Source organism: Geodermatophilus sp. FMUSA9-8, from assembly GCF_037034165.1.
GTDB classification, from domain to species: Bacteria; Actinomycetota; Actinomycetes; order Mycobacteriales; family Geodermatophilaceae; genus Geodermatophilus; species Geodermatophilus nigrescens.
The window spans coordinates 505,116-529,020 of sequence record NZ_JBAGKE010000001.1 but is presented as its reverse complement, the minus strand read 5'-3'; the positions used below and the strand labels follow the sequence as shown (position 1 = coordinate 529,020).

The following is a 23,905-nucleotide window of genomic DNA, read 5'->3' as shown; positions in this document are numbered from 1 at the left end:
GAGGTCGGGGGTTCTCCCCGACGCGACCGCTCGCCCGCCGGCCGCACGCTCGTCCGGCAGGAGACCCTCGGGAGGACGCCATGACCACGACACCGGGCCGGACCCTATCGCCGCTCACGCTGCAGCTGAGGTGTCTCGCGCGCCTGTTCGGGGCGCCGCTGTACCCGCTGCCGCGGCCGCCGCGGCCGCCGCGGGGGTCCCGGTGACCGCCCCCGCCGTCGACCACCTGACCCTCACGGTGACCGACCTCGACGCGAGCCAGCGCTTCTACGGCGAGCTGCTCGACCTGCTCCGGCTGGCCGACTTCGGGACCGTGCGGGTGCTCGTCCACCCCGCCACCGGCTTCACGCTGTCGCTGGCCCTCAACGGGGGTGCGGGCGGCCGCTTCGACGAGCGGCGCACCGGCCTCGACCACGTCGGCCTCGCCTGCGGCTCCCTGGCGGAGCTGCGGGCGCGGGAGGCGCAGCTGGCGGCCATGGGCGCGACGTACACGCCGATCCGGGAGATGCCCTTCGGCTGGCACCTCAACCTGCGCGACCCCGACGGCATCGCGCTGGAGTTCACCGTGCCGAACGCGGTGCTCGCCGCGGCGTACGCGGAGCTGCGGGAGCCCGGGCTGACGCAGGAGCGGCTCGACGTCCGGGCGCGCGAGGTGCTGGCCGCCGCCGGGGTCGACGCCGTCGGAGGGTGAGCACCGTCACCCGATCGGGTCGCCGTCGTTGAGCACGGCGTCGTCGTCCCCCGGCCCCGATGGAGTGGTCCGCTTGCGCCGCCTGATCGCCGTCCTGTTCGCCGCCCTCGCCGGCGTGGTCCTCCTGGTCCCGCCCGCGGCGGCCGCCCCGCCGCCGCGCGAGCCCCTGGACCACGTCGCCCTGGGGGACTCCTACAGCGCGGCCTCCGGTGTCCTGCCGCCGGACCTCACCGCCGCGCCGCAGTGCCTGCGGTCGACCCGCAACTACCCGCACGTGCTGGCGCAGGCGATCGGCGCCCGGCTGACCGACGTCACCTGCGGCGGCGCCGACACGGACGACTACTTCGAGGCGCAGCACCCGGGCGTGCCGCCGCAGCTGGAGGCGCTGTCGGCGGAGACCGACCTGGTCACGATGACCATCGGCGGCAACGACAGCGGCGTGTTCATCCAGTCGCTTCTGCGCTGCTCCGCTGCCGGCCTGCTCACGCTCGGCCAGGGCAGCCCCTGCCGCGACACCTACGGCAGCTCGTTCGAGGACACCGTGCGCACCACCACCTACCCGGCGCTGGTGCGGGCGCTGAGCGCGGTGCGCGAGGCGGCCCCGCGGGCGCGGGTGGCGATCCTCGGCTACCCGTGGATCCTCCCGGCCTCCGGCGGCTGCTTCGACCGCATGCAGGTGGCCGCCGGCGACGTCCCGTACCTGCGCTCGCTGCAGGCGACCCTCAACGACGCCGTGGCGCGCGCGGCGCGGGAGACCGGCGTGACCTTCGTCGACCTCGCGCCGGTCTCCGAGGGCCGGGACGCGTGCGCGCCGCTGGGCGTGCGCTGGGTGGAGCCGGTGCTGCAGGGCACCAACGCGGTGATCGTGCACCCCAACGCCCTCGGCGAGGCCGGCATGGCCGCCCGGGCGCAGGAGGTGCTGCGGCTGCGCTGACCCGGGTCGGCCGGGACCCCGTCCGGGCTCAGCGCCGCGGGAGGGCCAGGGCCGCCACGAGCCCGGCGGCCACCACCGCGGTGCTGACCCCGAACGCCACCTGGTAGGAGGCGACGTCCGTCAGCCAGCCGGCCACCAGCGGCCCGGCGACGGCGCCGAGGTCGGCCGACATCTGGAACACCGCCACCACCCGGCCGCCGCGGGCGGGGCTCACGTCACCCACCAGCGCCGCCGGCACGCTGGCCAGCAGCGCCGCGGCCAGGCCGTAGGTGGCCATCGAGAGCAGGAAGACGCCGGTCTGCGGGGGCAGCACCAGCAGCGCCAGCGCCGCGGTGCCGGTGGCCGACCCGAGCAGGAGCGCCGGCCGCCGTCCCCAGGTGTCGGCCAGCCGGCCCGAGCGCAGCAGCGCCAGCGCCTGCGCCGCCGAGCCCGCCAGCAGGCCCGCCCCGGCCCAGGCGGCGCCGCGGCCCAGCTCCTCGGTCACGTACAGCGGCACCAGCGAGTTGCGCACCCCGAACAGCACCCAACCGACGCCGAGGTTGGCGACCAGCGCCGCCACGTAGGCCCGCGAGCGCAGCGCCGCGCGCAGCGGCAGGGCGTCCGGCGCGGTGGGGGCGGGAGCCGGGGCGGGCGCGCCGGCCGGGGCGCGGAGCAGGACGAGCGCGACGGCGCCGGCCACCAGCAGCGCCGCCGCGTAGAGGAAGAACGGCAGCCGCGGCGACACCTCGGTGAGCAGCCCACCGGCCGCCGGCCCCGCGATGCCGCCGAGGATGAAGCCGCCCTGGTAGGTGGCGGCGGCGCGGCCGCGGTGGGTCGGCGGCGCCACCCGCAGCAGCAGCGCCAGCGCCGCGACGGTGAACATGGCGCTGCCCACCCCGCCCGCGGCGCGCAGCACGAGGAACACCGGGAACGACTCGCCAGGCCCGCCGCGCCGGTGGTCAGTGCGACGATCGCCAGGCCGGACGCCAGCACCACCCGCTCGCCGAGCCGCTCGACCAGCGACCCGCCGCCGAACGCGGAGACGAAGCGGAAGAAGGCGAAGGCGCTCACCGCGAGCCCGACGGCCGTCGTCCCCACGCCGAAGGCGCGGGTGAACAGCGGGATCGCCGGGGCGACGATGCCGAACCCCAGCGCCACGACGAACGCGACGACGGCCAGCACGCCCACCTCGCGCGGCAGCGCCGCGTCCCCCCGTCCCCGCACCGGGCGATGCTCGCAGGCGCCCGCGCGGGGAGACTCCCGGGGCATGGGGACCGGAGCGCGGGCCAAGCCGCTGCGCGACGTCGTCGCCCCCGGCCTCGACGTCCTGTTCTGCGGGATCAACCCGTCGCTGCTGTCGGCCGAGCGGGGCCACCACTTCGCCCGGCCGGGCAACCGGTTCTGGCCGGCGCTGCACCTGGCCGGGCTCACGCCGCGGCGGCTGGCGCCGGAGGAGGACGGCGAGCTGCCGCGGTACGGCCTCGGCGTCACCAACCTCGCCGACCGGCCCACCCGCACCGCTGCCGAGCTCACGCCCGAGGAGCTGCGCGACGGGCTGCGGTCGCTCACCGCCCTGGTGGCGGAGTACCGGCCGCGGGTGCTGGCGGTCCTCGGCGTCACCGCCTGGCGGCTGGCCACCGGCCGCCCGCGCGCCGGGTGGGGGCGGCAGGAGGAGTCGCTGGCGGGGGCGCAGACCTGGGTGCTGCCCAACCCCAGCGGCCTCAACGCCCACCACCAGCTGCCCGACCTCGCCCGGCTCTACGCCGGGCTGCGCCCGTGACTCAGACGGTCGCGCCCGCCAGCCGGCCGACCAGCGCCACCGCGCCGCCCGCGTCCAGCGCCGCGCCCTCGGCCTGCGCGGCCACCAGGTCGTCGGCCGGCAGCGCCGCCTGGGTGGCGGCCACGTAGCGCTGCCCGTCCATCGGGTCCATCCGCAGCGGGTCGTAGCCGACCAGCCGGGCGTTGGCCTGCACCGCGCCGAGCAGCACCCCGCCGGCCCACGCGTCGCCGGACGCCGTGGCCGCGCCGACCGCGGCGAGCAGCCCCGCCAGGGTGCCGGTGGCGTCGCCCTCGCGGTGGGTCAGGTCGACCATCCGCCACAGGTCGGCCAGCGCCTCGTCCGCGCGGCCGGCGTCGGTGAGCACCTTCGCCCGGATCCACAGCACCGACGAGTGCGCCCACGAGTGCCCCAGCCCCAGCGCGAGCTGCTCGGCCCGGCCGAGGTGCTCCAGCGCGCCCGGGACGTCCCCGGCCACGCGGGAGAACTGGCCGAGCGTCATCGCGATCTCGGCCTGCACCCACTCGATGCCCGGCGCCTGCGCGAGCTCGAGGCCGCGGGCGATGTCCTTGGGCGTCTGCCCGTCGGGGTCGGCCTGGCCGAGCAGGGCCCGCACGAAGCCGCGCAGCACCAGGGCGAGCGCCAGCACGCCGTCGGACCCGTCGTCGGCGACGTCGACGATCTCGTTGGTGCGCGCCCAGATCGAGGCGACGTCGCCGGACAGGTAGGCCAGCAGCGCGTCGCCGAGCAGCGCGCCGCTGCGCACGGACGCCGGCGCGCCCGGGGTGGCGTCCAGGGCGGCGGCCAGCCAGCGGCGGCCCTCGGCCACGTGCCCGCGGCGGTACCACCACCACGACAGCGCCGACCCGATCCGCAGCGCGGCCTCGCCCTGCCCGGTGGCCAGCGCGTGCCCGAGCGCGGCGCGCAGGGCGGGCTGTTCGGCGTCGAGCCGGCGGGCGCTCGCGGTCCACTCGGGACGGCGCAGCGTGGGCTCGAGCCGCTCGGTCAGGTCGACGGCGAAGCGGGTGAGCCGGTCGCGCAGCCGCCGGCCGAAGGCGTCGTCGAGGCCCTGCTCGGCGTACTGGCGCAGCGTCTCGAGCATCCGGTAGCGCCCGGTGCCGTGGTCGAGCTCCACCAGCGACTTGGCCACCAGCACCCGCAGCAGCTCCAGCGCGCCGCCGTCGACCTCGGGACCGGCCACGGCCTCGACCAGGTCGGGCCCGAACGTGCCCGGCAGCACCGCGACGGCGCGGTAGACGGCGAGCTCGGGCGGGGAGAGCAGGTCGACGCTCCACTGCACGGTGGCCGCGAGCGTGCGCTGGTGCGGCACCGCGGTGCGCCAGCCACCGGACAGCAGGGCGAACCGGTCGTCGACCCGGCCGGCCACCTCCGCCAGCGGCAGCGTGGTCAGGCAGGCGGCGGCCAGCTCGACGGCCAGCGGCAGCCCGTCGAGAGCGGCCACCAGGTCGCGGACCTGCCGCAGGTCGTCCTCCGACGGGTCGGCCAGGTGCGGGGCGACCAGCCGGGCGCGGTCGAGGAACAGCTGCTCGGCGTCGCTGCCCGGGGCGCCGGCCGGCATCGGCCCGCAGGGCAGCACCGCCTCGCCGGGCAGGCCCAGCGGCTCCCGCGAGGTGGCCAGCACCCGCAGCTCGGGGCAGCGCGGCAGCAGCTCGGCGCAGGCGGTCGCCGCCGCCTCGACCACGTGCTCGCAGTTGTCGAGGACGAGCAGCAGCGGCCGGTCCTGCAGCGCGGTGGCGACCGCGCCGAGCGGGTCGCCCCCGGCGAGGGTGACGCCGAGGACGCCGGCCACCTGCGCGGCCACCAGGTCGGGGTCGGTGACGCCGGCCAGCTCTACCAGCACCGCCGGCGGCGCCCCGGCCGGGCGGCGGCGGGCGGCCTCCAGCGCCAGGCGCGTCTTGCCGCTGCCGCCGGGCCCGACGAGCGTGACCAGCCGCGGGCCGGCGAGGGCGGCGCCGAGCTGGGCGAGCTCGCGCTCCCGGCCGACGAACGCCGTCAGCGGTACCGGCAGCGGCGGCAGCGGGCGGGCGGCGGGGCGCTCGGGGGCGGGCGCCGCCTCGGCGGCGGGGGCGGGCGCCGGCCGGACCGTGCCCGACCCGGCCAGTGCCGGGTCCTGCCGGAGGATCTGCGCGTACAGCGACTGCAGCGGCCGGCCCGGGTCGACGCCGAGGCTGTCGGCGAGCAGCCGCCGTCCCTCCTCGTAGACCTCCAGCGCCTCCGCCTGCCGGCCGCACCGGTACAGCGCCAGCATCAGCGAGCCGCGCAGGCCCTCGCGCAGCGGCTCGGCGCGCAGCAGCTCTCGGACGTCGTCGACGATCTCGGCGTGCCGGCCCAGCCGCAGGTCCAGCTCGGCGGCGAGCTCGCGGGCGGCCAGCCGCAGCTGCTCCAGCCGCTCGGACTCCTCGGCGGCGAACGTCGCCGACACGTCGGCGTAGGCCGGGCCCCGCCACAGCGCCAGGCCCTCGGTGACCGCCTCGCGGGCGGCCGCCGGCTCGTCGCGGGCGGCGAGGTCGCGGGCGGTGCGCAGGAGCTGCACGAACCGGACGGCGTCGACGTCCTCCGGCGCCACCTCCAGCCGGTAGCCGGGTTCCCGGGTGACCAGCACCGTCCAGCGGCCGCCGGTGACGTCGGGCTCGAGCTCGCGGCGCAGCCGGGACACGATCGACTGCAGCGTCGCCGACACCGCGGCGGGCGGGTTGCCGCTCCACACCCGGTCGACGAGCAGGTCGACCGGCACGGTGCGGCCGGGGTCGAGGAGCAGCGCGGCGAGCACCGCGCGGTGCTTGGGGGACTGGGGGGCGAGCAGGGAGCCGTCGCGCCGGACCTCCACGGGGCCGAGCACGCGGAACGAGGTCGCGGACATCGCGGCGCAGCCTAAGTTCCGGAACCCGCGCGTGGTGCCCTCCGCTGCGTCCCTCGTCCGTTCCGTGACCTCCGGGTCCGCGCCCGTGAGCAGGCACCCAAGCGCGCACCAAGGACACACCAAGGGCGGCGGCCGACGCTCTCCCCGCACCGCACCCCTGCACCCTGGAGAGACAGTGACGTCCGCGACCGCCGCCCCGCCCGCCCTGCCGCCCGACCTGACCGCGACGCTGCGCTCCCGCCTGTCGCACGGCGCCCGGCTGACCGAGGGGGCCGGCGCCGCCGGGGCGATGGTGCAGGTCGCCGAGGTGTCCGACGTCGTCGCCGCCGTGCGGCTGGCCGGCCGGCACGGGGTGGCGCTCGCCGTCCGGGGGCCGGGCCGGTCCGGCGGGCCGGGCGCATCCGGTGGGGCGGGCCGCCCCGGCGGGCCGGCGCGGCGGCTGACCGTCGACCCCGACCGGCTCGCCCAGGTCACCGTCTCCCCGGCCGGCTGGGCCCGGGTCGGGTCCGGGGTGAGCTGGCGCGAGCTCGCGGGCGAGGCCGGCCGGCACGGCCTCACGCCGTTGACCGGTGGCTCGGCCTCCGAGCGGGTGGCGGACACGGTCACCGGCGGTGGCGTCGGCCCGCTCGCGCGCACGTACGGGCTGGCCGCCGACCGCGTCCGCGCCGTCGAGGTGGTCACCGGTGACGGCGCGCTGCGCCGGGTGACGCCGGACGACGAGCCGGAGCTGTTCTGGGGCCTGCGCGGCGGCGGCGCGGCGCTGGGTGTGGTCACCGCCGTCGAGCTCGACCTGCTCGCCGCGGGGCCGCGCTACGGCGGGCAGCTGCGCTGGGTCCCGGCCGACGCCGCGCGGGTGCTCGACGCCTGGCGCGCCTGGACCGCGACGCTGCCCGCGCAGGCCGGCACCTCGCTGGTGCTGTCCCGGCCGCGGCACGGGGAGGGCGGCGTGGCCGTGCGCTTCGCGTGGGCGGGGGACCCGGAGGACGGCGTCGCCGTGCTCGACGGGCTGCTCGGCCCGCTGGCCGCCGGGGGGCGACCGCTGGACTCCGAGATCGCGCCGCGCGGACCGGCCGGGCTGGCCACGCCGCAGCAGGTGACGGACCCCGGCTCCTCGCTGCTGGCCGACCGGCTGCCCGACGACGGCGCGGGCGCCGTGCTGCGGGCGGTGCGGGGGAGCCGTCCCCGCACGGTGGAGCTGCGGCTGCTCGGCGGGGCGCTCGGGTGGGTGCCCGAGCGGCCGAGCGCGGTCTGCCACCGCGACGCGCGGCTGGCGGTGCTCGTGACCGGCGGCGCCGGCAGCGAGGACCGCGCCGCCACCCGCGCCTGCACGGACGACGTCGCGGCCGTGTTCGGCCCCGACCTGGGCGGCCGGGAGCCCGCGCACGGCTTCGCCGCGGTGCCCGACGTGCTGGCCCGGACGCCGACGCCCGCCGTCCGGGATCGGCTCGCCGCGCTGGCCGCCGACGCCGACCCGCACCGGGTGCTGGAGGGTGCGGCGCCGCGCTGAGGCCGGCGGCTCAGGCGGCCGGCCGCCGCCGGATCAGGCGGCGGGTCAGGCGGCGGGTCAGGCGGTGGCGGTCGTCGCCAGCAGGCGGCGCAGCGCCTCGTCGAAGTAGTCCTCGTACAGCTCGCGCACGAGGTCCATCCGGTCCTCGGCGACGGCGGCCTCGACCCGCCGGGCGTAGTGCTCGTGCAGTTCGGTCAGCGACGTGTCCACGGGGTCTCCTGGGAGGTGGGCTCGCCTCCAGTGTCCGGCCGCGGGCGCGGTCGGTGCCGCATCCGGGGCTGCTCGCTCCGTCACACCCGCCCTCGCGCCGTGACCTCGCGCGATGCCGTCGCGCGTGCCCCTCCCGCCGTGGTGCCCGACCTCGCCCCGCAGCGCGAGGTCGGGCACCGCGCGGCGAGGTCGGGTGAGTGCGACGGGCCTCCCGTCGGCGGCACCGCGCGTGGCAGGGTGAGCGCCCCGGACAGCGCCGTCCGTCCCGACCGCACCCCGAGGAGACAGGCGTGGACCGCGAGAGCTACGGCACCGACGGCACCGATCCCGAGGAGGCCACCGGCCTGCTCGAGCGGGAGGACACGCTGGAGGACGGGGACGACCCGCTCGACACCGGCTGGTCCCCGCCCGAGCGGCCCTGGGGCGTGCAGGAGTGGGGCACCACCGACCGCGAGGAGGCCTCCGGCGAGGGCCTCGACGGCCAGCTCGCCCGCGAGCTGCCCGACGGCTCCGGCGACGACGACGGGGACGAGCTCGGCGACCTCGCCGGCGGCGACGGCGAGCTGCGCGACGACGAGGTGGGCGACGCCCGCGCCGGCCGGCTGGCCGACCTCGACGACGACGGCGTGGCCGACGGCGAGGACGAGCTCCTGGCCGACGACCTCGGCATCGACGGCGGAGCGGCGTCCGCCGAGGAGGCCGCCGTCCACGTGGTGCGCGGCGACCGCTAGCCCGGCGGCCGGGTGAGGCGGGCGGCGAGGACCTCCTCCGCCAGCACCGCCTGCCCGGTGGTGCCGTGGCCGAGCTCGCGGCCGGCCGCGTCCTCCGCCCGGCAGGCGCAGGTGACCCGGTTGCCCGCCACCGCGGTGCACGTGGCGGTCACCCGCACCCGGTCGCCGGGCCAGGCCGGCGCCAGGTGCTCCACCGACACCGCCGTGCCGACCGCCGCCTCGCCCGGCTCCAGGTGCCGCAGCAGGAGCACCCGGCCGGCCTCCTCGAAGTGCTTCGCCATCGAGTACGTGGCGTAGACGGGGTGCACCGGGCCCAGCCGGTCGAAGTCGACCGTCATCGCCTCGGTGACGACGACCTCGAGCACGGCGACGTCGCCGACGGCGGGCGGCCGCACGGCGTCAGGCGTCGAAGTCGACGGTGACGGCGTCGGAGCGCGGCAGCGTCTGGCACGTGAGCACGTACCCCGCCTCGACCTCGCGCGGCTCCAGCGCGTAGTTCCGCCGCATCTCCACCTCGCCGTCGGTGACCCGGGCGCGGCAGGTTCCGCACACGCCGCCCTTGCAGGCGAACGGCAGGTCCGAGCGCACCCGCTGGGCGGAGTCCAGCACGGTCTCCTCCCGCGGCAGCGCCAGCGTGGTGGACCGTCCGTCGAGGACGACGGTCACCTGGCTGCTCGGCCCCTCGACGGTCGCGTCGTCGCCGCGCACCGGCTCCGGTGGGACGTCGTCGACGAAGAACAGCTCCTGGTGCACCCGCTCGGCCGGGACGCCGAGCTCGGCCAGCAGCGCGCGGGCGTCGGTGACCATCCCGTGCGGCCCGCACAGCCACCAGTGGTCCACCCGCTCCACCTCGACCAGGTTCGACACCAGGCTGCGCAGCCGGTCGCCGTCGAGCCGGCCGCTGGTCAGCTCGGCGTCGCGCGGCTCGCGGGAGAGCACGTGCACCAGCTGCAGCCGGGGGCCGTGGGCGTCCTTCAGGTCGGCGAGCTCGTCGGCGAACATGACGGTGTTGGTGCGGCGGTTGCCGTAGAAGACGGTGACGGTCGACTCGCCGTCGCGCAGCACCGTGCTCGCCAGCGACAGCGCGGGCGTGATGCCGGAGCCGGCGACGACGAAGACGTGGTCGGCCGGCGTCGACAGGTCGGCGGTGAAGGTCCCCGACGGCGGCAGCACCTCGATGGCGTCGCCGGGGCGCACCTCGTGCACCAGCCAGGAGGAGAAGAAGCCGCCGGGCACCTCGCGGACGCCGACCCGCGGCGCGGCGCCCACCGGCGCGCAGATGGAGTAGGAGCGGCGCTCGTCGCGGTCGCCGTCCACCCGCCGGAGCGTCAGCGCCTGCCCGGGCCGGAAGGCGTAGTCCTCGGCCAGCTCGGCGGGTACGTCGAAGGTGACGGCGACGGCGTCGTCGGTGAGCCGCTCGACACCCGCGACGGTCAGTGGGTGGAACTGCGGCCGGCGGCGCGGGGGCGCGCTCACTCCGCCCTCGGTGCCGCTCCGCGGTCGCTCCGCTCCTCGCTCGCTGGCGCTCGCTGCGATGCTCACTCCCTGTCGCGGCACTAGATCTCCTTCACGTGCTCGAACGGCTCCCGGCAGCTGCGGCACCGGCGCAGCGCCTTGCACGCCGTCGCGCCGAACTCGCTGATCTGCTCGGTGTCGGCCGACCCGCACAGCGGGCAGGACGCCGTCCGGCGGGGAGGCCCGAGCTGCAGCGGCACGGGCCCGGCGGTTCGCTCGGGGGCGGGGCCGGGCGGGGCGATGCCGGCCTCGGCGAGCTTGCGGCGGCCGTCCTCGGTGATCCAGTCGGTGGACCAGGCCGGCGACAGGACGGTGCGTACCTCGACGTCGTCGAAGCCGGCCGAGTGCAGCGCGTGCAGGAGGTCGGCGCGCATGACGCCCATCGCCGGGCAGCCGGAGTAGGTGGGGGTGATGTCGACGACGACGGTGCCGTCGTGCACCCGGACGTCGCGGAGCACGCCCAGGTCGGCGAGCGTCAGCGCCGGCAGCTCGGGGTCGGTGACGGTCTCCGCGACGGCGCGCGGGTCGGCGATCACGGCGCTCACCAGGTCGCCGCCGGGTGCTGGCGCGCCAGGCCTTGAAGCGTCGCGAGCAGTGCCGTCAGCTCCTCGCCGTGCCGCCCCTCCCGGCCGCGCGGGGCGGCGTCGTCCGGCCACGGCGGCACGGTCAGGGTGGCGCGCTCCAGCACGGTGGTGAGCACCTCGCGCACCTCGTCGCGGACGGCGGCCGGGTCGACGGCGACGCCCGCGGCGACCAGCCGGCGCTCGACGTCGGTGGCGGTGAACAGGTCGGCCATCAGCGGCCACACCGCGGCGACGCCGTCCTGCGCGCGGCGGTGCGACTCGGGCGTGCCGTCGCCCAGGCGCAGCACCCAGCGGGCGGCGTGGTCGCGGTGGTAGGCCAGCTCGTGCACGCCCTTGGCGGCGATGGCCGCGAGCACCGGGTCGCGGGACTCCCGCAGCCGCGCGAACACGGCCAGCCGCACGGTGGACGCGACCAGCAGCCGCACCATCGTCCGCGCGAAGTCGCCGTTCTCCGCCTCCACCAGGCCGGTGTTGCGGAACTCGTCGGCGTCGCGGAAGTAGGCGAGGGCGTCCTCGTCGGGGATCGACGCCGTCGCCAGCGACCGGGAGCGGCCGAGGACGCCGGCCGAGCCCGCCCGGGCCAGCAGCAGCCGGGCCTGGCCGAGCAGGTCCAGGCCGGTGTTGCCGAGGGCGACCTCCTCCTCGAGCTCCGGCGCGTTGGTCATCCACTGCGTGAGCCGCTGCGCGAGCACGAGGGCGTCGTCGCCGAGCATCAGGCAGTAGACGCCGAGGTCGGCGGGGTCGACGCCGTCGGGGACGGTGGTGTCGACGCCGGCCAGCGGCTCGTCGAAGCCGGTGCCGAAGGCCCAGTGCCCGGCGTCGTCGTGCGCGTTGGTCAGCGCGTCGTAGACGGTCTCCTCGTGCATGCCTGCCCTCCCTGGGGCCGATAGCGCTACAAAGGCCGACAGGGGCCCGCTCACATGTGGGGGACGTTCTCGGGGATCTCGTAGAACGTCGGGTGGCGGTAGACCTTGTCGCCGCTCGGGGCGAACATCGGGTCCTTCTCGTCGGGGCTCGAGGCGGTGATGTCGGCCGCCTTCACCACCCAGATGCTCACGCCCTCGTTGCGCCGCGTGTAGAGGTCGCGGGCCGCGTGCACGGCCATCTCGTCGTCGGGCGCGTGCAGCGAGCCGACGTGCACGTGGTTCAGGCCGCGCTTGCCGCGCACGAACACCTCGTACAGCGGCCAGTCCCGCCTCACCGTCCGCGGGCGCGGCTCGACCGGCACCTCGGGACCGGTGGGGACGGCGCCGTGCCCGCCCTCGGCGGTGACGTCGGTGCTCATGCCGCGGATCCGGCGTGCTCGGCGGCGTGCTTCGCGGCGTAGGCCGTCGCGGCCTCGGTCACCCAGGCGTTGTCGTCGCGGGCGGCCCGGCGCCGGCGGATGCGCTCGGCGTTGGCCGGGCCGTCGCCGGCGATCACCCGCTTGAACTCCGCCCAGTCGATGGGCCCGGAGCGCCAGTGCCCGCTCTCCTCGTCCCACCGCAGGTCGGGGTCGGGCAGCGTCACGCCGAGCACCTGCGCCTGCGGCACCGACATGTCCACGTAGCGCTGCCTCAGCTCGTCGTTGCTGTGCCGCTTGATGCCCCACGCCATCGACTGCGCCGAGTTGGGGCTGTCGTCGTCGGGCGGGCCGAACATCATCAGCGAGGGCCACCACCAGCGGTCGACGGCGTCCTGCACCATGGCCCGCTGCTCGGGGGTGCCGCGCATCATCGTCATCAGCAGCTCGTAGCCCTGCCGCTGGTGGAACGACTCCTCCTTGCAGACGCGGATCATCGCCCGGGCGTAGGGCCCGTAGGAGGAGCGGCACAGCGGCACCTGGTTGCAGATGGCCGCGCCGTCGACCAGCCAGCCGATGACGCCGACGTCGGCGTAGGTGAGCGTCGGGTAGTTGAAGATCGAGCTGTACTTCTGCCGGCCCTCGATGAGCTTGTCGGTGAGGTCGGCCCGGTCGGCGCCGAGCGTCTCGGCCGCGGAGTACAGGTACAGCCCGTGGCCGGCCTCGTCCTGCACCTTGGCCAGCAGCACCGCCTTGCGCCGCAGGCTCGGGGCGGCCAGCAGCCAGTCGCCCTCGGGCTGCATCCCGATGATCTCCGAGTGCGCGTGCTGGGCGATCTGGCGCACCAGCGTCTTCCGGTAGCCCTCGGGCATCCAGTCGCGCGGCTCGACGCGGTGGTCGGCCGCGATCGTGGCGTCGAACTGGGCCTGCAGGGCGGTCTCGTCCACCGCGGGCCGGTCGAGCGTCGGCGCGGACATCGGGTCTCCCCTCGAGCTATTTACTGACCGTGCGGTCGGTAATAGTGTGCCGCAGCGTGCTGCACGACACAAGCGGCGCGATCGGTGCACGGCCGACGAGGAGGCAGGCATGACGACGGCGACCGGCGATCTGCGGCGGCTGGGCGAGGCCCCCGACCCCACCACCCTCGACCCGGCCGAGCGCATGGGCGTCGACGAGCTGCGGGCGGTGCAGCTCGAACGGCTGCGGGAGTCGCTGCGGCACGCCTACGCCAACGTGCCGCACTACCGGCGCGCGTTCGACGAGGCCGGCGTCCACCCCGACGACTGCCGCGAGCTCGCCGACCTCGCGCGGTTCCCCACCACGAGCAAGGCCGACCTGCGGGAGAACTACCCCTTCGGCATGTTCGCCGTCCCGCGCGAGCAGGTGCGCCGCGTGCACGCCTCCAGCGGCACCACCGGCCGGCCGACCGTCGTCGGCTACACCGGGCGCGACCTGGAGACCTGGGGCGCCGTCATGGCCCGCTCCATCCGCGCCGCCGGCGGGCGGCCCGGCGACGTGCTGCACAACGCCTACGGGTACGGCCTGTTCACCGGCGGCCTGGGCGCCCACTACGGCGCCGAGGCGCTGGGCTGCACCGTCGTCCCCGTGTCCGGCGGCATGACGCCGCGCCAGGTGCAGCTGATCACCGACTTCGCGCCGCGCGTGATCATGGTGACGCCCAGCTACATGCTCACCGTGATCGACGAGTTCGAGAAGCAGGGCCTCGACCCGCGCGCCTCCAGCCTGGAGATCGGCATCTTCGGCGCCGAGCCGTGGACCGAGCAGATGCGCCGGGAGATGGAGGAGCGCCTCGACATCCAGGCCGTCGACATCTACGGGCTGTCGGAGGTGATGGGCCCGGGCGTGGCGCAGGAGTGCGTGGAGACCAAGGACGGCCTGCACGTGTGGGAGGACCACTTCTACCCGGAGGTCATCGACCCGGTCACCGGCGAGGTGCTGCCCGAGGGCGAGGTGGGCGAGCTGGTGTTCACCTCGCTCACCAAGGAGGCGATGCCGGTCGTGCGCTACCGCACCCGCGACCTCACCCGGCTGCTGCCCGGCACCGCGCGCCCGGGCATGCGCCGCATGGAGAAGGTCACCGGCCGCACCGACGACATGATCATCCTGCGCGGGGTGAACCTCTTCCCGACGCAGATCGAGGAGGTCGTGCTGCGCACGCCGGGGCTGGCGCCGCACTTCGCGATGGAGCTGACCACCCGCGGGCGGATGGACCACCTCGTGGTGCGCGTCGAGGCCCGCCCGGACTGCCCGCCCGAGCGCCGCGAGCAGGCCGCCGCCGAGGTGGCGACGGGCGTCAAGGACACCGTCGGCACGAGCATCGAGGTGCTCGTCGTCGACCCCGAGACGCTGCCCCGCTCCATGGGCAAGCTGCAGCGGATGACCGACCGGCGGGAGCGCGCGTGACGCAGGTGCGGGTCCGCCGGGGACGGCCCGGGCACTCGCTCGACAGCCTGCTCGACGTCGCCGTCGCGGTGTTCAACGAGCGCGGCTACGACGCCACGAGCATGGAGGAGCTGGCCGCGCGGCTCGGGGTCACCAAGTCGGCGATCTACCACCACGTGCCGAGCAAGGTCGAGCTGCTGCGGATGGCGCTGGACCGGGCGCTGGACGCGCTGTTCGCGGTCACCGCGGAGCCGGGGGCGGTCACCGGGCGGGCCATCGATCGGCTGGAGCACGTGGTGCGCGGCTCGGTCCGGGTGCTCGCCGCGGAGCTGCCGTTCGTCACCCTACTGCTGCGGGTGCGCGGCAACTCCGCGGTCGAGGAGGCGGCCCTCGCCCGGCGGCGGGAGTTCGACCGGGTCGTCACCGACCTGGTCCGCGCCGCCGAGGAGGAGGGCGACGTGCGCCCCGACGTCGACCCCGCCGTCACCAGCCGGCTGCTGTTCGGCACGGTCAACTCGCTCACCGAGTGGTACCGGCCCGGCGGCAGCCTCTCGGCCGACGACCTCGCCGACGCGCTGGTGACGACGGCCTTCCGGGGGCTGCGGACGCGCCCCTGAGGGCGGTCAGCCCCGGTCGCGGCGGGGTCGGTAGGGCGCGCCCGGGTTGAACACCTCGAGCGTGTAGGCGTCGAGCCGGCGCAGCAGGGCGCGGGCTCGGGTCACGGGGGTGGCGTGCTGGGTCATCGGCGGGGTCATGGCGTCTCCAGGGGGACCTCGGGGTGGGGACGTCGTCGTCTCGGCCGCGTCCCACGCTCCCCGCGGCAGGTTGCGCCGCGGACACGTCCGGGTGAACGGACGGTGGACCGCACCGTGTCCTCAGACACTGCCTCCCAGCGCGTCCTCCAGCGCCGCCCACCCGTCCCGCCGGGCCCCGGCCGCCCGCTCGGCGGCGGCCCGCTCCGGGCCGAGCGCGGCGTCCACCGCCGCGGCGAGCTGCGCGGCCAGCGGGCGCAGGAACGGCCACACCCGCAGGCCCAGCAGCCGCCGGGTCGCGTCGGCGGAGCCCGCGAGGCGGGCCGCCTCCTCCGGCCGGCCGGTCAGCAGCGCCACCCCGGCCAGCGCCTCCAGGCAGTTCGCGAGGCCCTCCCGGTCGGCGAGCGCCCGGTGCAGCGCGGCGGCCTCCCGCAGGTGCGCCGCGGCGTCGTCCGGGTCGCCGCCCAGCAGCGCGTCGAGGCCGAGCTGGTCCAGGACGGCGGCGGCGAGGTGGTCGTCGCGGCTCGCCCGCGCGGCCGCCAGCGCCTCGGTGTGCCGGGCGGTCGCGGCGGGCACGTCGCCGGCCAGCAGCTCGACGTCGCCGAGCGGCACCAGCGTGAAGCCGACCGCCCACGGGTCGCCGCTGGCCCGTGCCGCGGCCTCGGCCTCCTCCAGCTGCGGGCGCAGCGACGGGTCCTCCGGCGGGCGGGTCATCGCCAGCAGCGTCAGGCCCTGGGCGAGCAGCCACGGGTCGCCCAGCTGCCGCGCCTCGGCCACCAGCCCGGTCAGCTGCGGCACGGCGTCCGCCGGCCGCCCCATCGCGATCGCGGTGCTGCCGCAGGCCCAGCGCAGCGACGCCGCCGCGGCGGGGGAGAGCCGGCGGGCCGAGGGCAGCGCGGCCGTGCGGTCGGCGAGGTCGGACATGGCCGCGAGCCGGCCGCGCGCCCACCAACACCGGGCCAGCGGCGCGGCCAGGCCGACGACGAGCTCGGCGCGGTCGGCGGCCACCGCCCACTCCAGCGTGGCCTCGAGGTCGTCGGCCTCGGCCTCCAGGCGGGCCAGCCACGTCGCCCGGTCCGGCCCGGCCAGCCCCGCAGCCGCGGACTCGGCCACACCGGTGAGGTGGCGGGCCAGCCGCTCGCGGGCCGCGTCCTCCTCCCGGAGCTCGCGCAGCCGCTCGGCGGCGAAGGCGCGCACCACGTCGAGCATGCGGAACCGCGGCTCGCCGTCGGCGGCGTCCCCGGGGGCGACGAGGCTCTGCGCCACCAGCGCCGACAGCGCCTCCACGACGTCGACGTCGCCGTCCACCGCGGCGACCGCCTCGGCGGTGTCCAGCGTGCAGCCGCCGGTGCACACCGACAGCCGGGCCAGCACCAGCCGCTCCTCGGCGCCGAGCAGCTCGTGGCTCCACTCCAGGGTGGCCCGCAGGGTGCGCTGGCGGTCGGGCAGGTCGGCCACCGGCGCCCGCAGGTCCAGCGCGCTGCGCAGCCGGCGCAGCAGCGCCCGCGGCGGCAGCACCCGCACCCGCGCCGCGGCCAGCTCGATCGCCAGCGGCAGCCCCTCCAGCCGGCGCACCAGCTCGCCGACGGCGGCCGCGTCCTCGCCCTCGGCGGTGAACGAGGGGTCGGCGGCCCGGGCGCGGGCGGTGAACAGCTCCACCGCCGGCGCCGCCGGGTCCGGGGCGCCGGGGGCGGGCACCGGGAGCGGCTGGAGCGGCACGTCGGTCTCGCCGCGCAGGCCGAGCACGCTGCGGCTGGTCACCAGCAGGTCCAGGCGGGGGCACCGCTCCAGCAGCGCGGCGAGGACCGGCGCGACGCCGGACACCTGCTCGGCGTTGTCGAGCACGAGCAGCGCCGACACCCCCGCGAGCCGCTCGGCGACGACGTCGACCAGCGGCCGGGCGCCCTCCGGCCGCACCCCGAGGACCCCGGCGACGGCGACCGGCACCCCCGCGGCGTCCCGGACCGGCGCCAGGTCGACGAACCAGACGCCGTCGCGCTCCGCCCGCACCGCCCCGGCGCCGGCCAGCGCCAGCCGCGTCTTGCCGATCCCGCCCGGGCCGGTGAGCGTCACCAGCCGCACCTCCGGCGCCCGCAGCAGCCCGGTGAGCAGGGCGAGCTCCGTCCCGCGGTCGACCAGCGGCGTCGGCGGCTCCGGCAGCCACCCCGGGGTGAGCCCGGGCACCGGCGCCCCGGGCGCGGGGCGGGCCGCGAAGCGCTCGGTGAGCAGGACGGCGAGGTCGTCGGCGACCTGCTCACCGAGCCGCGCGGGGTCGCCGAACGGCACCGTCGAGGCCCCGCCGGTGGCCTGCATCCGCTCGACCAGCGCGGCCAGCCGCGGGTCGCGGTCCGGCGCCGGGTCGCGCACGTACAGCAGCCGCGGCAGCCCGTCGGACAGGTCGAACTCGTCCTCGATCCCCGACACCGCCATCCCGGGCGCCACCCAGCCGTAGCTGTCGCCGTACAGGCCGACGAAGACGTCGCTCTGCCGCAGGTAGGCGCGGTAGAGGTCGCGCGGTGGATGCGGGCGGGCGCCCAGCTCGAACATCACCGGGGTCAGCCGCAGCGAGGTGACCGCGGCCCGGACGGCGGCCCGCTCGGCGGCGAGCTCGGTGAGCGTCGAGGACACGAAGACCCGCAGCCGGCGGTCCGGCGTGCCGATCGGTGCGGCCGGGTCGGGACCGGGCCCGGTCATGGCGCCTCCCGCGACGGGCGGCCCCGCGGCCGCTCCCGGGACCCGGAGCCTAGGGCCGGGGGCGGTCGCGCCGACAGGCCCGGCGGGGTCGCGCGTGTCCGCCCCGGCGTGGCGCGGGCGGGCGTCCGGAATGCCGGTGACAGCCGCGCGCGGCGGTGCTCCAATGGGCGCCGCACGGGGAGGCACCGACGTCGGAGGTCCTGGTGGACCCAGCCACCACCACCGTGCGCCCGGCGGCCGACCGCCGCCGCGAGCTGCTCCCCGCCATGCGCGCCCTGCTCCGGGTGTTCTGCGTGCTGACCGCGCTGGCCGTCCTCGCATTGCTCGTCCAGCCCGGCCGGACGGCGGACGTGTTCGCCTAGACCATCGCCCCGCCGGCCACCGCCGCCTTCCTCGGTGCGGGCTACGCCGCCGGGTTCACCCTGGTGCTGCTGTCGCTGCGCGACCCGGTGTGGGCGCGCAGCCGGGTGGCGGTGCTGACGATCCTGGTCTTCACGCTGCTGACCCTCGTCGCCACGCTCGTGCACCTCGACCGCCTGCACCTGCAGCCGGAGTTCGCCGACGCGCCGCTGCTCGCCCGCGGCGCCGCCTGGTTCTGGACCGGCGTCTACGTCCTCATCCCGGTGGCGATGGCCGTCGTCCTCGTGCTGCAGGAGCGCGCGCCGGGCACCGACCCGCCGCGCCGCGCGCCGGTCCCGGTCCCGCTTCGGGCCGCCCTCGGCGCGGAGTCGGTCGTGCTGCTCGCCGTGGGTGCGCTGCTGTCGGTCGCCCCCGCCGACACCACGGCGCTGTGGCCCTGGCCGCTGACCCCGTTCACCGCGCGGGTGGTCGGCGCCTGGCTGATCGCCTTCGGCGTCGCCACCGCGCTGGCCGCGCTCGCCGGCGACCTCGAGCGGCTGCGGACCGCCGCCGTCGCCTACACCGTCTTCGGCGTCCTGGTCCTGGCGGTCGTGGCGGTGCACGCCGGCGACGTCGGGTGGGACCGGCCCTCGGCGTGGGCGCTGGTCGCCGTCGCCGCCGCCATCGCGGGGACCGGCGCCGCCGGCTGGCGCCTGGCGCCCGCACCGGGGAGGCACCGGCCGTGAGCGGCGAGCGCGAGGCCTGCCTGCTCGTCGTCACCCGCGACGACGACGTCCGCGGCACCACCACCGCCGAGCTGACCCGGCGCTACGGCGGCGACTACGAGGTGCGCTCCTGCGCCTCCCCGGAGGAGGCCGCCGCGACGCTGACCGGCGACGGGCCGCCGGTCGCCGTCCTCCTCGGCGGGTTCGGCGACGCCGACCCCGACGGCCTCGCCGAGCTGCGCGCCCTGCACACGCGCACGCCGGGCGCGGTGTCGGTCGCGCTCGTCCGCTAGGGGGCGTGGGACACCGCGCGGCCGATCTTCGACGCGCTGACCGTCGGGCAGCTCGACCGCTGGCTCACCGCGCCGCAGGTCCGCGGCGACGAGGAGTTCCACCGGCTGGTCACCGAGGTGCTCGAGGAGTGGTCCTCGCGCCGGTCCGGCGGGTTCCAGGCGGTGCGGGTGATCGGCGAGCAGTGGTCGCCGCGCTCGCAGCAGCTGCGGGACAGCTTCTCCCGCAACCGCATCCCGCTCGGCTTCCTCGACGCCGGCTCCCGGGCCGGCGCCGAGGCGCTGGCCGCGCTCGGTCTCACCGAGCCGAGGCTGCCGGTGGTGAGCATCCGGTTCACCCGCGAGCCGGTCGTCCTGCAGGACCCCACCGACCTCGAGATCGCCGACGCCTTCGGCCTGTTCACGCCGCTGGACGCCGACGTCGTCTCCGACGTCCTCGTGCTCGGCTCCGGCCCGGCCGGCCTCGGCGCGAGCGTGTACGCCGCCTCGGAGGGCCTGTCGACGCTGGTGGTGGAGGGCGAGGCGATCGGCGGGCAGGCCGGCACCAGCTCGCTGATCCGCAACTACCCCGGGTTCCCCACCGGGATCAGCGGCAGCCGGCTGGCCTTCAGCGCCTACCAGCAGGCGTGGGCCTTCGGCGCCCGGTTCCACTTCATGCGCCAGGGCAGCGGGCTGGAGACCACCGCCGACGGGCTGCACCGCGTCGCGCTCAGCGACGGGACGACGGCGTGCGCGCGCACCGTGGTGGTGGCCACCGGCGCGAGCTGGCGCCGGCTCGGAGTGCCCGAGCTCGAGGCGCTCACCGGGCGGGGCGTGTTCTACGGCGCGGCGGTCACCGAGGCGCCGGCGATGCGCGGCCGGCACGTGTTCGTCGTCGGCGGGGGCAACTCCGCCGGGCAGGCGGCGGTCTACCTGGCCGGCTACGCGGACCGGGTCACCGTGCTCGTCCGGCGGGCCACGCTGACCGAGACGATGTCGGACTACCTGATCCGCGAGCTGGAGGCGCTGCCCCGCGTCGACATCCGCTACCGGGTGCAGGTGACCGGCGGCAGCGGCACCGACTTCCTCGAGTCGGTGGTGCTGCGCGACCTCGACACCGGCGAGGAGACGACGGAGGAGGGCGTGCTGTTCGTCCTCATCGGCAGCGAGCCGCGCACGGACTGGCTCGCCGGCACGCTCGCCCGGGACCGCTGGGGCTTCCTGCTCACCGGCAGCGCGCTGCTCGCCGACGGCGTCACGCCCGCCTGGCCGCTCGAGCGCCCGCCCGCGCCGCTGGAGACCAGCACGCCCGGGGTGTTCGCCGCCGGCGACGTGCGGGCCGGCTCGGTCAAGCGGGTGGCCTCGGCGGTGGGCGAGGGCGCCCTGGTGGTGACGCTCGTGCACGCGCACCTGGCGGCGATGCGGGCCGCGGAGGGGTCCGGCGCGCAGGTCAGCGCGCCGGCAGGGCGCGGCTGACCACGGGGGAGGGGCGCAGCGCCACCGGCCGGCCGGTCCACTCCGCCCGGTCGAGGGTGTCGGTGAGCAGCTCGCGGCCCGACGGCGACAGCGCGGTCACCGAGCGGGCGTCGACGACGTCGACCCGCACCGGCTCCCGGCCGTAGCAGCGCCAGAACGCCTCGACGGCGGCGGCGTCGACCTCGCCGGCGAGCACCAGGACCCGCCCGCCGGAGGTGTTGAGGAGGCGCACCACACCCCGGCGCAGGGCGGCGGGGACGGCGGGCACGCCTCCCAGTGTGCCCGCCGCCTCCCCGGCGGCGTCGGTGTCCTCGGCGAGACTGGGGCGGTGGACCGGGTGCTGCTGCGCCGCGACGGCGGGGACGCCGTCGCCGCCGACTGCGCGCCCGACGGAACCCCCGGCCACGCGACCCAGGTGCCCGCCGACGAGCTGCCGTCCTGGGTCGCCGCCCGGGAGGGCGGGGGCACGGTCCGCTGGGTCTGGGACGACACGACGCGCTGGTACCCCGCGCTGCTCGACGCCGGCGTGCGGGTGGAGCGCTGCACCGACCTGCGGCTGACCGGCGCCCTGCTGCGCCGCTCGCCGCTGGCCGACCCGGCGCTGCTCGCCGGCGACGACGCGGCGGGCTGGGCGGCGCTGGAGCCCCGCGCCGGCGGCGACCCGGCGCTGTTCCCGCTCGAGGACCCGGCCGACCGGCTCGACCCGGCCGCCGAGCTGCGCCGCCAGTCCGCCGCCCTCGCCGCGTCGGCGCACGGGGGCCGGCTCGGCCTGCTCGTCGCCGCCGAGTCCTCCGGCGCGCTGGCCGCCGCGGAGATGACCTGGGCCGGCCTGCCCTGGCGCGCCGACGAGCACGCCCGGCTGCTCACCGGCCTGCTCGGCGACCGCCCGCCGGCCGGGCTGCGGCCGCCGGTGCTGGAGCGGCTGGCCGGCGAGGTGCGCGCCGCGCTGCGCGCCCCCGACCTCAACCCCGACTCCCCGGCCGCGGTGCTGCGCGCGCTGCAGACGGCCGGCCTGCCCGTCGAGGACACCCGCTCCTGGACGCTGGAGCGCATCGACCACCCCGTGGTGCCGCCGCTGCTCGAGTACAAGCGGCTGGCCCGGCTGCTCGCGGCCAACGGCTGGGCGTGGCTGGACACCTGGGTGCGCGACGGGCGGTTCCGGCCGGTGTTCCTGCCCGGCGGGGTGGTCACCGGCCGCTGGGCCTCGCACGGCGGGGGCGCCCTGTCGGTGCCGGTGCAGGTGCGCCCCGCGGCCGTGGCCGACGACGGGTGGTCGCTGGTCGTGGCCGACGTCGCCCAGCTCGAGCCGCGGGTGCTCGCCGGGATGAGTCGCGACGCCGCGCTCGCCGAGGCGGCCCGCGACCGCGACCTCTACGCCGGGATGGTCGCCGCCGGCGTGGTCGCCACCCGCGCCGAGGCGAAGGTCGGGGTGCTCGGCGCGCTGTACGGCGGCACCCGCGGCGAGAGCGGGCGGATGATGCCGCGGCTGGCCCGCCGCTACCCGCGGGCGATCGGCCTGGTGGAGGACGCGGCGCGGGCCGGCGAGCGCGGCGCGGTCGTGCAGACGCTGCTCGGCCGCGGCTCCCCGCTGCCCGGCGCCGCGTGGGCGGAGCGCTCGGCCGACCTCGGCGAGGCGCCCGAGCCCGGCGGCCGCGACTCCGACCGGGCCCGCCGCGCGTGGGGCCGGTTCACCCGCAACTTCGTCGTCCAGGGCACCGGCGCGGAGTGGGCGCTGTGCTGGCTCGCCGACCTGCGCAACCGGCTGTGGCGCCTGGGGGAGGGGCAGGTGCACCAGCGCCCCCACCTGGTGTTCTTCCTGCACGACGAGGTGGTCGTGCACACGCCGGCGGACCTCGCCGACCGGGTGGCCGGCGAGGTCCGCGCCGCCGCGGCAACGGCCGGGCGGCTGCTGTTCGGGGACTTCCCCCTGGACTTCCCGCTCGACGTCGCGGTCGTGCGGTCCTGGGCCGACGCGGGCTGAGCCGCACCGGGTCGTCCGGCCCTCCCCGGAGGCGGCCGGCGGTCCTACCCTCGCCGCGTGCTCCGTCGAGCCGTCGCCCTGACGGCCGCGGCCGTGGTCCTCGCGGGCTGCACACCGGCGACCGGGACGCCCGAGGACGGGGCCGCGGCGACGGTCGCGTCCGGCCCGGACGACCGGCTCGCCCGGAGCGAGGCGCTGCTCGCCGACGTGCTGGACCCCGGCGAGCCGGGGTGCTCGGTGGCGGTCGGGGTCGACGGCGAGGTGGTCTGGGCGGCGGCCCGCGGCCTGGCCGACGTGCGCACGGGGCGCCCGCTCACCACCGACACCTCCTTCGACGTGGTCTCGGTGGGCAAGCAGTTCACCGCCACGGCGGTCCTCCTGCTGGAGCAGGACGGCGTCCTGGCGCTCGCGGACCCCGTGTCCCGGTGGCTGCCGGGCCTGCCGGCCTGGGCGCAGGAGGTGACGCTCGACCACCTGGTGCACCACACCAGCGGCATCCCCGACTACCTCGCCGACCTCGAGGCCGCCGGGTTCGCGGCCACGGACGTGACCACGCAGGAGCAGGCGCTGCAGGCGATCGCCGGCCACGCGGAGCTGCCGGAGGCGGAGGGCTTCGCGTACTCGAACTCGAACTACGTGCTGCTGGCCGAGGTGGTGCGCGCGGCGTCCGGGCAGTCCCTCGCGGACTTCCTCGCCGGGCGGGTGTTCGAGCCGCTCGGCCTCGCCATGGCGGTCGACCCCACCGCGGCCGCCCCCGACGCCGCGGACCCGTCGTCGGCGCGCGGCCACGTCAAGGACACCGCCACCGGGCCGTGGCGGGTCGCCGGCTCGCGGTGGCAGCAGGTGGGCGACGGCGCCGTGCGGGCGACGGCGTCGGACCTGGTGCGCTGGGCCGACGAGTACCGCACCTCCCGGCTGGGCGGTGAGGAGCTGCTGGCCGCGCGGCTCGCCGACCCCGCCCCGGTCAACGGGGAACGCGACTACGCCGCCGGCATCACCGTCACCAGCGGTGGGGCGCTCGAGCACCGCGGCGGCTGGGCCGGGTTCGCCAGCGCCTTCCGCGTCTCGGCCGACCGGCACACGGCGGTGGCCGTCACCTGCAACGGCGACGAGCCGGGGGTGGCCGACGTCGAACGCCTGTGGCGGGTCCTACCGGGCCTGTGGCTGTGAGCCCC

Annotated in this window: 25 protein-coding genes and 1 pseudogene; 13 read left to right on the top strand and 13 right to left on the bottom strand. The window is 77.6% G+C overall.

Annotation, left to right across the window (positions count from 1 at the left end; all coding sequences use genetic code 11):
• Positions 1–202: 202 nt before the first annotated feature.
• Entirely contained in the window at positions 203–691 is a 489-nt protein-coding gene (locus WA616_RS02580; protein ID WP_336027048.1) for a VOC family protein, read from the top strand.
• 73 nt (positions 692–764) lie between these two features.
• Positions 765–1,625, top strand: coding sequence for an SGNH/GDSL hydrolase family protein (locus WA616_RS02575; protein WP_336027046.1), 861 nt, complete (start codon positions 765–767; stop codon positions 1,623–1,625).
• 28 nt (positions 1,626–1,653) lie between these two features.
• Here the strand turns inward: WA616_RS02575 and WA616_RS02570 are convergent, their stop codons facing one another.
• Positions 1,654–2,529, bottom strand: coding sequence for an MFS transporter (locus WA616_RS02570; RefSeq protein WP_336027044.1), 876 nt, complete (start codon positions 2,527–2,529; stop codon positions 1,654–1,656).
• Positions 2,530–2,603: 74 nt separating this feature from the next.
• A pseudogene (locus tag WA616_RS02565) lies at positions 2,604–2,873 on the bottom strand (hypothetical protein); the annotation flags it as partial.
• Here WA616_RS02565 and mug point away from each other — a divergent pair.
• Entirely contained in the window at positions 2,872–3,384 is a 513-nt protein-coding gene (gene mug / locus WA616_RS02560) for a G/U mismatch-specific DNA glycosylase (protein ID WP_073420032.1), read from the top strand. The pseudogene WA616_RS02565 and the gene mug sit on opposite strands and share 2 nt — an antisense overlap.
• 1 nt (position 3,385) lies before the next feature.
• On the opposite strand, the gene WA616_RS02555 is transcribed toward mug, so the two are convergent.
• Entirely contained in the window at positions 3,386–6,262 is a 2,877-nt protein-coding gene (locus tag WA616_RS02555; protein WP_336027041.1) for a BTAD domain-containing putative transcriptional regulator, read from the bottom strand.
• Positions 6,263–6,437: 175 nt separating this feature from the next.
• On the opposite strand from WA616_RS02555, the gene WA616_RS02550 reads away from it, so the two are divergent.
• Complete coding sequence (locus WA616_RS02550; protein ID WP_336027039.1) at positions 6,438–7,769, top strand: FAD-binding oxidoreductase; 1,332 nt, start codon at positions 6,438–6,440, stop codon at positions 7,767–7,769.
• 57 nt (positions 7,770–7,826) lie between these two features.
• Here WA616_RS02550 and WA616_RS02545 read toward each other — a convergent pair whose 3' ends face one another.
• Complete coding sequence (locus WA616_RS02545; protein ID WP_175562833.1) at positions 7,827–7,979, bottom strand: hypothetical protein; 153 nt, start codon at positions 7,977–7,979, stop codon at positions 7,827–7,829.
• 290 nt (positions 7,980–8,269) lie between these two features.
• On the opposite strand from WA616_RS02545, the gene WA616_RS02540 reads away from it, so the two are divergent.
• Positions 8,270–8,710 carry a DUF5709 domain-containing protein gene (locus tag WA616_RS02540; protein WP_336027037.1) on the top strand — a complete coding sequence of 147 codons (441 nt, stop codon included), beginning with the start codon at positions 8,270–8,272 and terminating at the stop codon, positions 8,708–8,710.
• On the opposite strand, the gene WA616_RS02535 is transcribed toward WA616_RS02540, so the two are convergent.
• From WA616_RS02535 to paaA, 6 genes are all read right to left on the bottom strand, one after another.
• Positions 8,707–9,105: a thioesterase family protein gene (locus WA616_RS02535; RefSeq protein ID WP_336027035.1), complete on the bottom strand. Its 399-nt coding sequence runs from the start codon at positions 9,103–9,105 to the stop codon at positions 8,707–8,709. The two genes, WA616_RS02540 and WA616_RS02535, sit on opposite strands and share 4 nt — an antisense overlap.
• Positions 9,106–9,109: 4 nt before the next feature.
• Complete coding sequence (gene paaE, locus WA616_RS02530) at positions 9,110–10,186, bottom strand: 1,2-phenylacetyl-CoA epoxidase subunit PaaE (RefSeq protein WP_336027033.1); 1,077 nt, start codon at positions 10,184–10,186, stop codon at positions 9,110–9,112.
• 80 nt (positions 10,187–10,266) lie between these two features.
• Entirely contained in the window at positions 10,267–10,770 is a 504-nt protein-coding gene (gene paaD / locus WA616_RS02525) for a 1,2-phenylacetyl-CoA epoxidase subunit PaaD (protein ID WP_336027032.1), read from the bottom strand.
• Entirely contained in the window at positions 10,767–11,675 is a 909-nt protein-coding gene (gene paaC / locus WA616_RS02520) for a 1,2-phenylacetyl-CoA epoxidase subunit PaaC (RefSeq protein ID WP_336027030.1), read from the bottom strand. Before paaC ends, paaD begins: the two co-directional genes overlap by 4 nt.
• 50 nt (positions 11,676–11,725) lie before the next feature.
• On the bottom strand, positions 11,726–12,094 hold the full coding sequence (gene paaB, locus WA616_RS02515; RefSeq protein ID WP_442901964.1) for a 1,2-phenylacetyl-CoA epoxidase subunit PaaB: 369 nt from the start codon (positions 12,092–12,094) through the stop codon (positions 11,726–11,728).
• Positions 12,091–13,068, bottom strand: a complete 978-nt coding sequence (paaA, locus tag WA616_RS02510; RefSeq protein ID WP_336027028.1) for a 1,2-phenylacetyl-CoA epoxidase subunit PaaA — start codon at positions 13,066–13,068, stop codon at positions 12,091–12,093. Before paaA ends, paaB begins: the two co-directional genes overlap by 4 nt.
• A gap of 109 nt (positions 13,069–13,177) precedes the next feature.
• On the opposite strand from paaA, the gene paaK reads away from it, so the two are divergent.
• Positions 13,178–14,515 (top strand): phenylacetate--CoA ligase PaaK, encoded by a 1,338-nt coding sequence (paaK, locus tag WA616_RS02505; RefSeq protein WP_336027026.1) that lies wholly within the window; start codon positions 13,178–13,180, stop codon positions 14,513–14,515.
• On the top strand, positions 14,512–15,111 hold the full coding sequence (locus WA616_RS02500; RefSeq protein ID WP_336027024.1) for a TetR/AcrR family transcriptional regulator: 600 nt from the start codon (positions 14,512–14,514) through the stop codon (positions 15,109–15,111). Before paaK ends, WA616_RS02500 begins: the two co-directional genes overlap by 4 nt.
• Positions 15,112–15,117: 6 nt before the next feature.
• On the opposite strand, the gene WA616_RS02495 is transcribed toward WA616_RS02500, so the two are convergent.
• Positions 15,118–15,249: a hypothetical protein gene (locus tag WA616_RS02495; protein WP_281248075.1), complete on the bottom strand. Its 132-nt coding sequence runs from the start codon at positions 15,247–15,249 to the stop codon at positions 15,118–15,120.
• Between the two features lie 120 nt (positions 15,250–15,369).
• Positions 15,370–17,940, bottom strand: a complete 2,571-nt coding sequence (locus WA616_RS02490; RefSeq protein WP_336027021.1) for an ATP-binding protein — start codon at positions 17,938–17,940, stop codon at positions 15,370–15,372.
• A 203-nt stretch (positions 17,941–18,143) separates the two neighbouring features.
• On the opposite strand from WA616_RS02490, the gene WA616_RS02485 reads away from it, so the two are divergent.
• The 4 genes from WA616_RS02485 to WA616_RS02470 all read left to right on the top strand — a co-directional run bounded on the left by WA616_RS02485 (position 18,144) and on the right by WA616_RS02470 (position 20,749).
• On the top strand, positions 18,144–18,302 hold the full coding sequence (locus tag WA616_RS02485; RefSeq protein ID WP_336027019.1) for a hypothetical protein: 159 nt from the start codon (positions 18,144–18,146) through the stop codon (positions 18,300–18,302).
• Between the two features lie 63 nt (positions 18,303–18,365).
• Positions 18,366–19,025 (top strand): hypothetical protein, encoded by a 660-nt coding sequence (locus WA616_RS02480; RefSeq protein ID WP_336027016.1) that lies wholly within the window; start codon positions 18,366–18,368, stop codon positions 19,023–19,025.
• Positions 19,022–19,297, top strand: a complete 276-nt coding sequence (locus tag WA616_RS02475; protein ID WP_336027015.1) for a hypothetical protein — start codon at positions 19,022–19,024, stop codon at positions 19,295–19,297. Before WA616_RS02480 ends, WA616_RS02475 begins: the two co-directional genes overlap by 4 nt.
• Positions 19,298–19,414: 117 nt before the next feature.
• Positions 19,415–20,749 (top strand): NAD(P)/FAD-dependent oxidoreductase, encoded by a 1,335-nt coding sequence (locus tag WA616_RS02470; RefSeq protein ID WP_336027013.1) that lies wholly within the window; start codon positions 19,415–19,417, stop codon positions 20,747–20,749.
• Here the strand turns inward: WA616_RS02470 and WA616_RS02465 are convergent.
• A complete protein-coding gene (locus WA616_RS02465; protein WP_336027011.1) occupies positions 20,724–21,017 on the bottom strand; it encodes a hypothetical protein in 294 nt (97 codons plus the stop codon). The two genes, WA616_RS02470 and WA616_RS02465, sit on opposite strands and share 26 nt — an antisense overlap.
• Positions 21,018–21,077: 60 nt before the next feature.
• Here WA616_RS02465 and WA616_RS02460 point away from each other — a divergent pair, with 60 nt between their 5' ends.
• Both WA616_RS02460 and WA616_RS02455 read left to right on the top strand, forming a co-directional pair.
• The gene (locus WA616_RS02460) at positions 21,078–22,730 is read left to right on the top strand and encodes a bifunctional 3'-5' exonuclease/DNA polymerase (RefSeq protein ID WP_336027008.1); all 1,653 of its coding nucleotides are present in this window, start codon (positions 21,078–21,080) and stop codon (positions 22,728–22,730) included.
• 57 nt (positions 22,731–22,787) lie between these two features.
• Positions 22,788–23,900: a serine hydrolase domain-containing protein gene (locus WA616_RS02455; protein WP_336027007.1), complete on the top strand. Its 1,113-nt coding sequence runs from the start codon at positions 22,788–22,790 to the stop codon at positions 23,898–23,900.
• Positions 23,901–23,905 lie beyond the last annotated feature (5 nt).

What these genes read in the sequence shown, in the direction of transcription:
- paaA (WP_336027028.1), bottom strand. Translation starts at nt 13,068, where the DNA reads ATGTCCGCGCCGACGCTCGACCGGCCCGCGGTGGACGAGACCGCCCTG.
- mug (WP_073420032.1), top strand. Translation starts at nt 2,872, where the DNA reads ATGGGGACCGGAGCGCGGGCCAAGCCGCTGCGCGACGTCGTCGCCCCC.
- paaK (WP_336027026.1), top strand. Translation starts at nt 13,178, where the DNA reads ATGACGACGGCGACCGGCGATCTGCGGCGGCTGGGCGAGGCCCCCGAC.
- WA616_RS02490 (WP_336027021.1), bottom strand. Translation starts at nt 17,940, where the DNA reads ATGACCGGGCCCGGTCCCGACCCGGCCGCACCGATCGGCACGCCGGAC.
- WA616_RS02555 (WP_336027041.1), bottom strand. Translation starts at nt 6,262, where the DNA reads ATGTCCGCGACCTCGTTCCGCGTGCTCGGCCCCGTGGAGGTCCGGCGC.
- WA616_RS02495 (WP_281248075.1), bottom strand. Translation starts at nt 15,249, where the DNA reads ATGACCCCGCCGATGACCCAGCACGCCACCCCCGTGACCCGAGCCCGC.
- paaB (WP_442901964.1), bottom strand. Translation starts at nt 12,094, where the DNA reads ATGAGCACCGACGTCACCGCCGAGGGCGGGCACGGCGCCGTCCCCACC.
- paaC (WP_336027030.1), bottom strand. Translation starts at nt 11,675, where the DNA reads ATGCACGAGGAGACCGTCTACGACGCGCTGACCAACGCGCACGACGAC.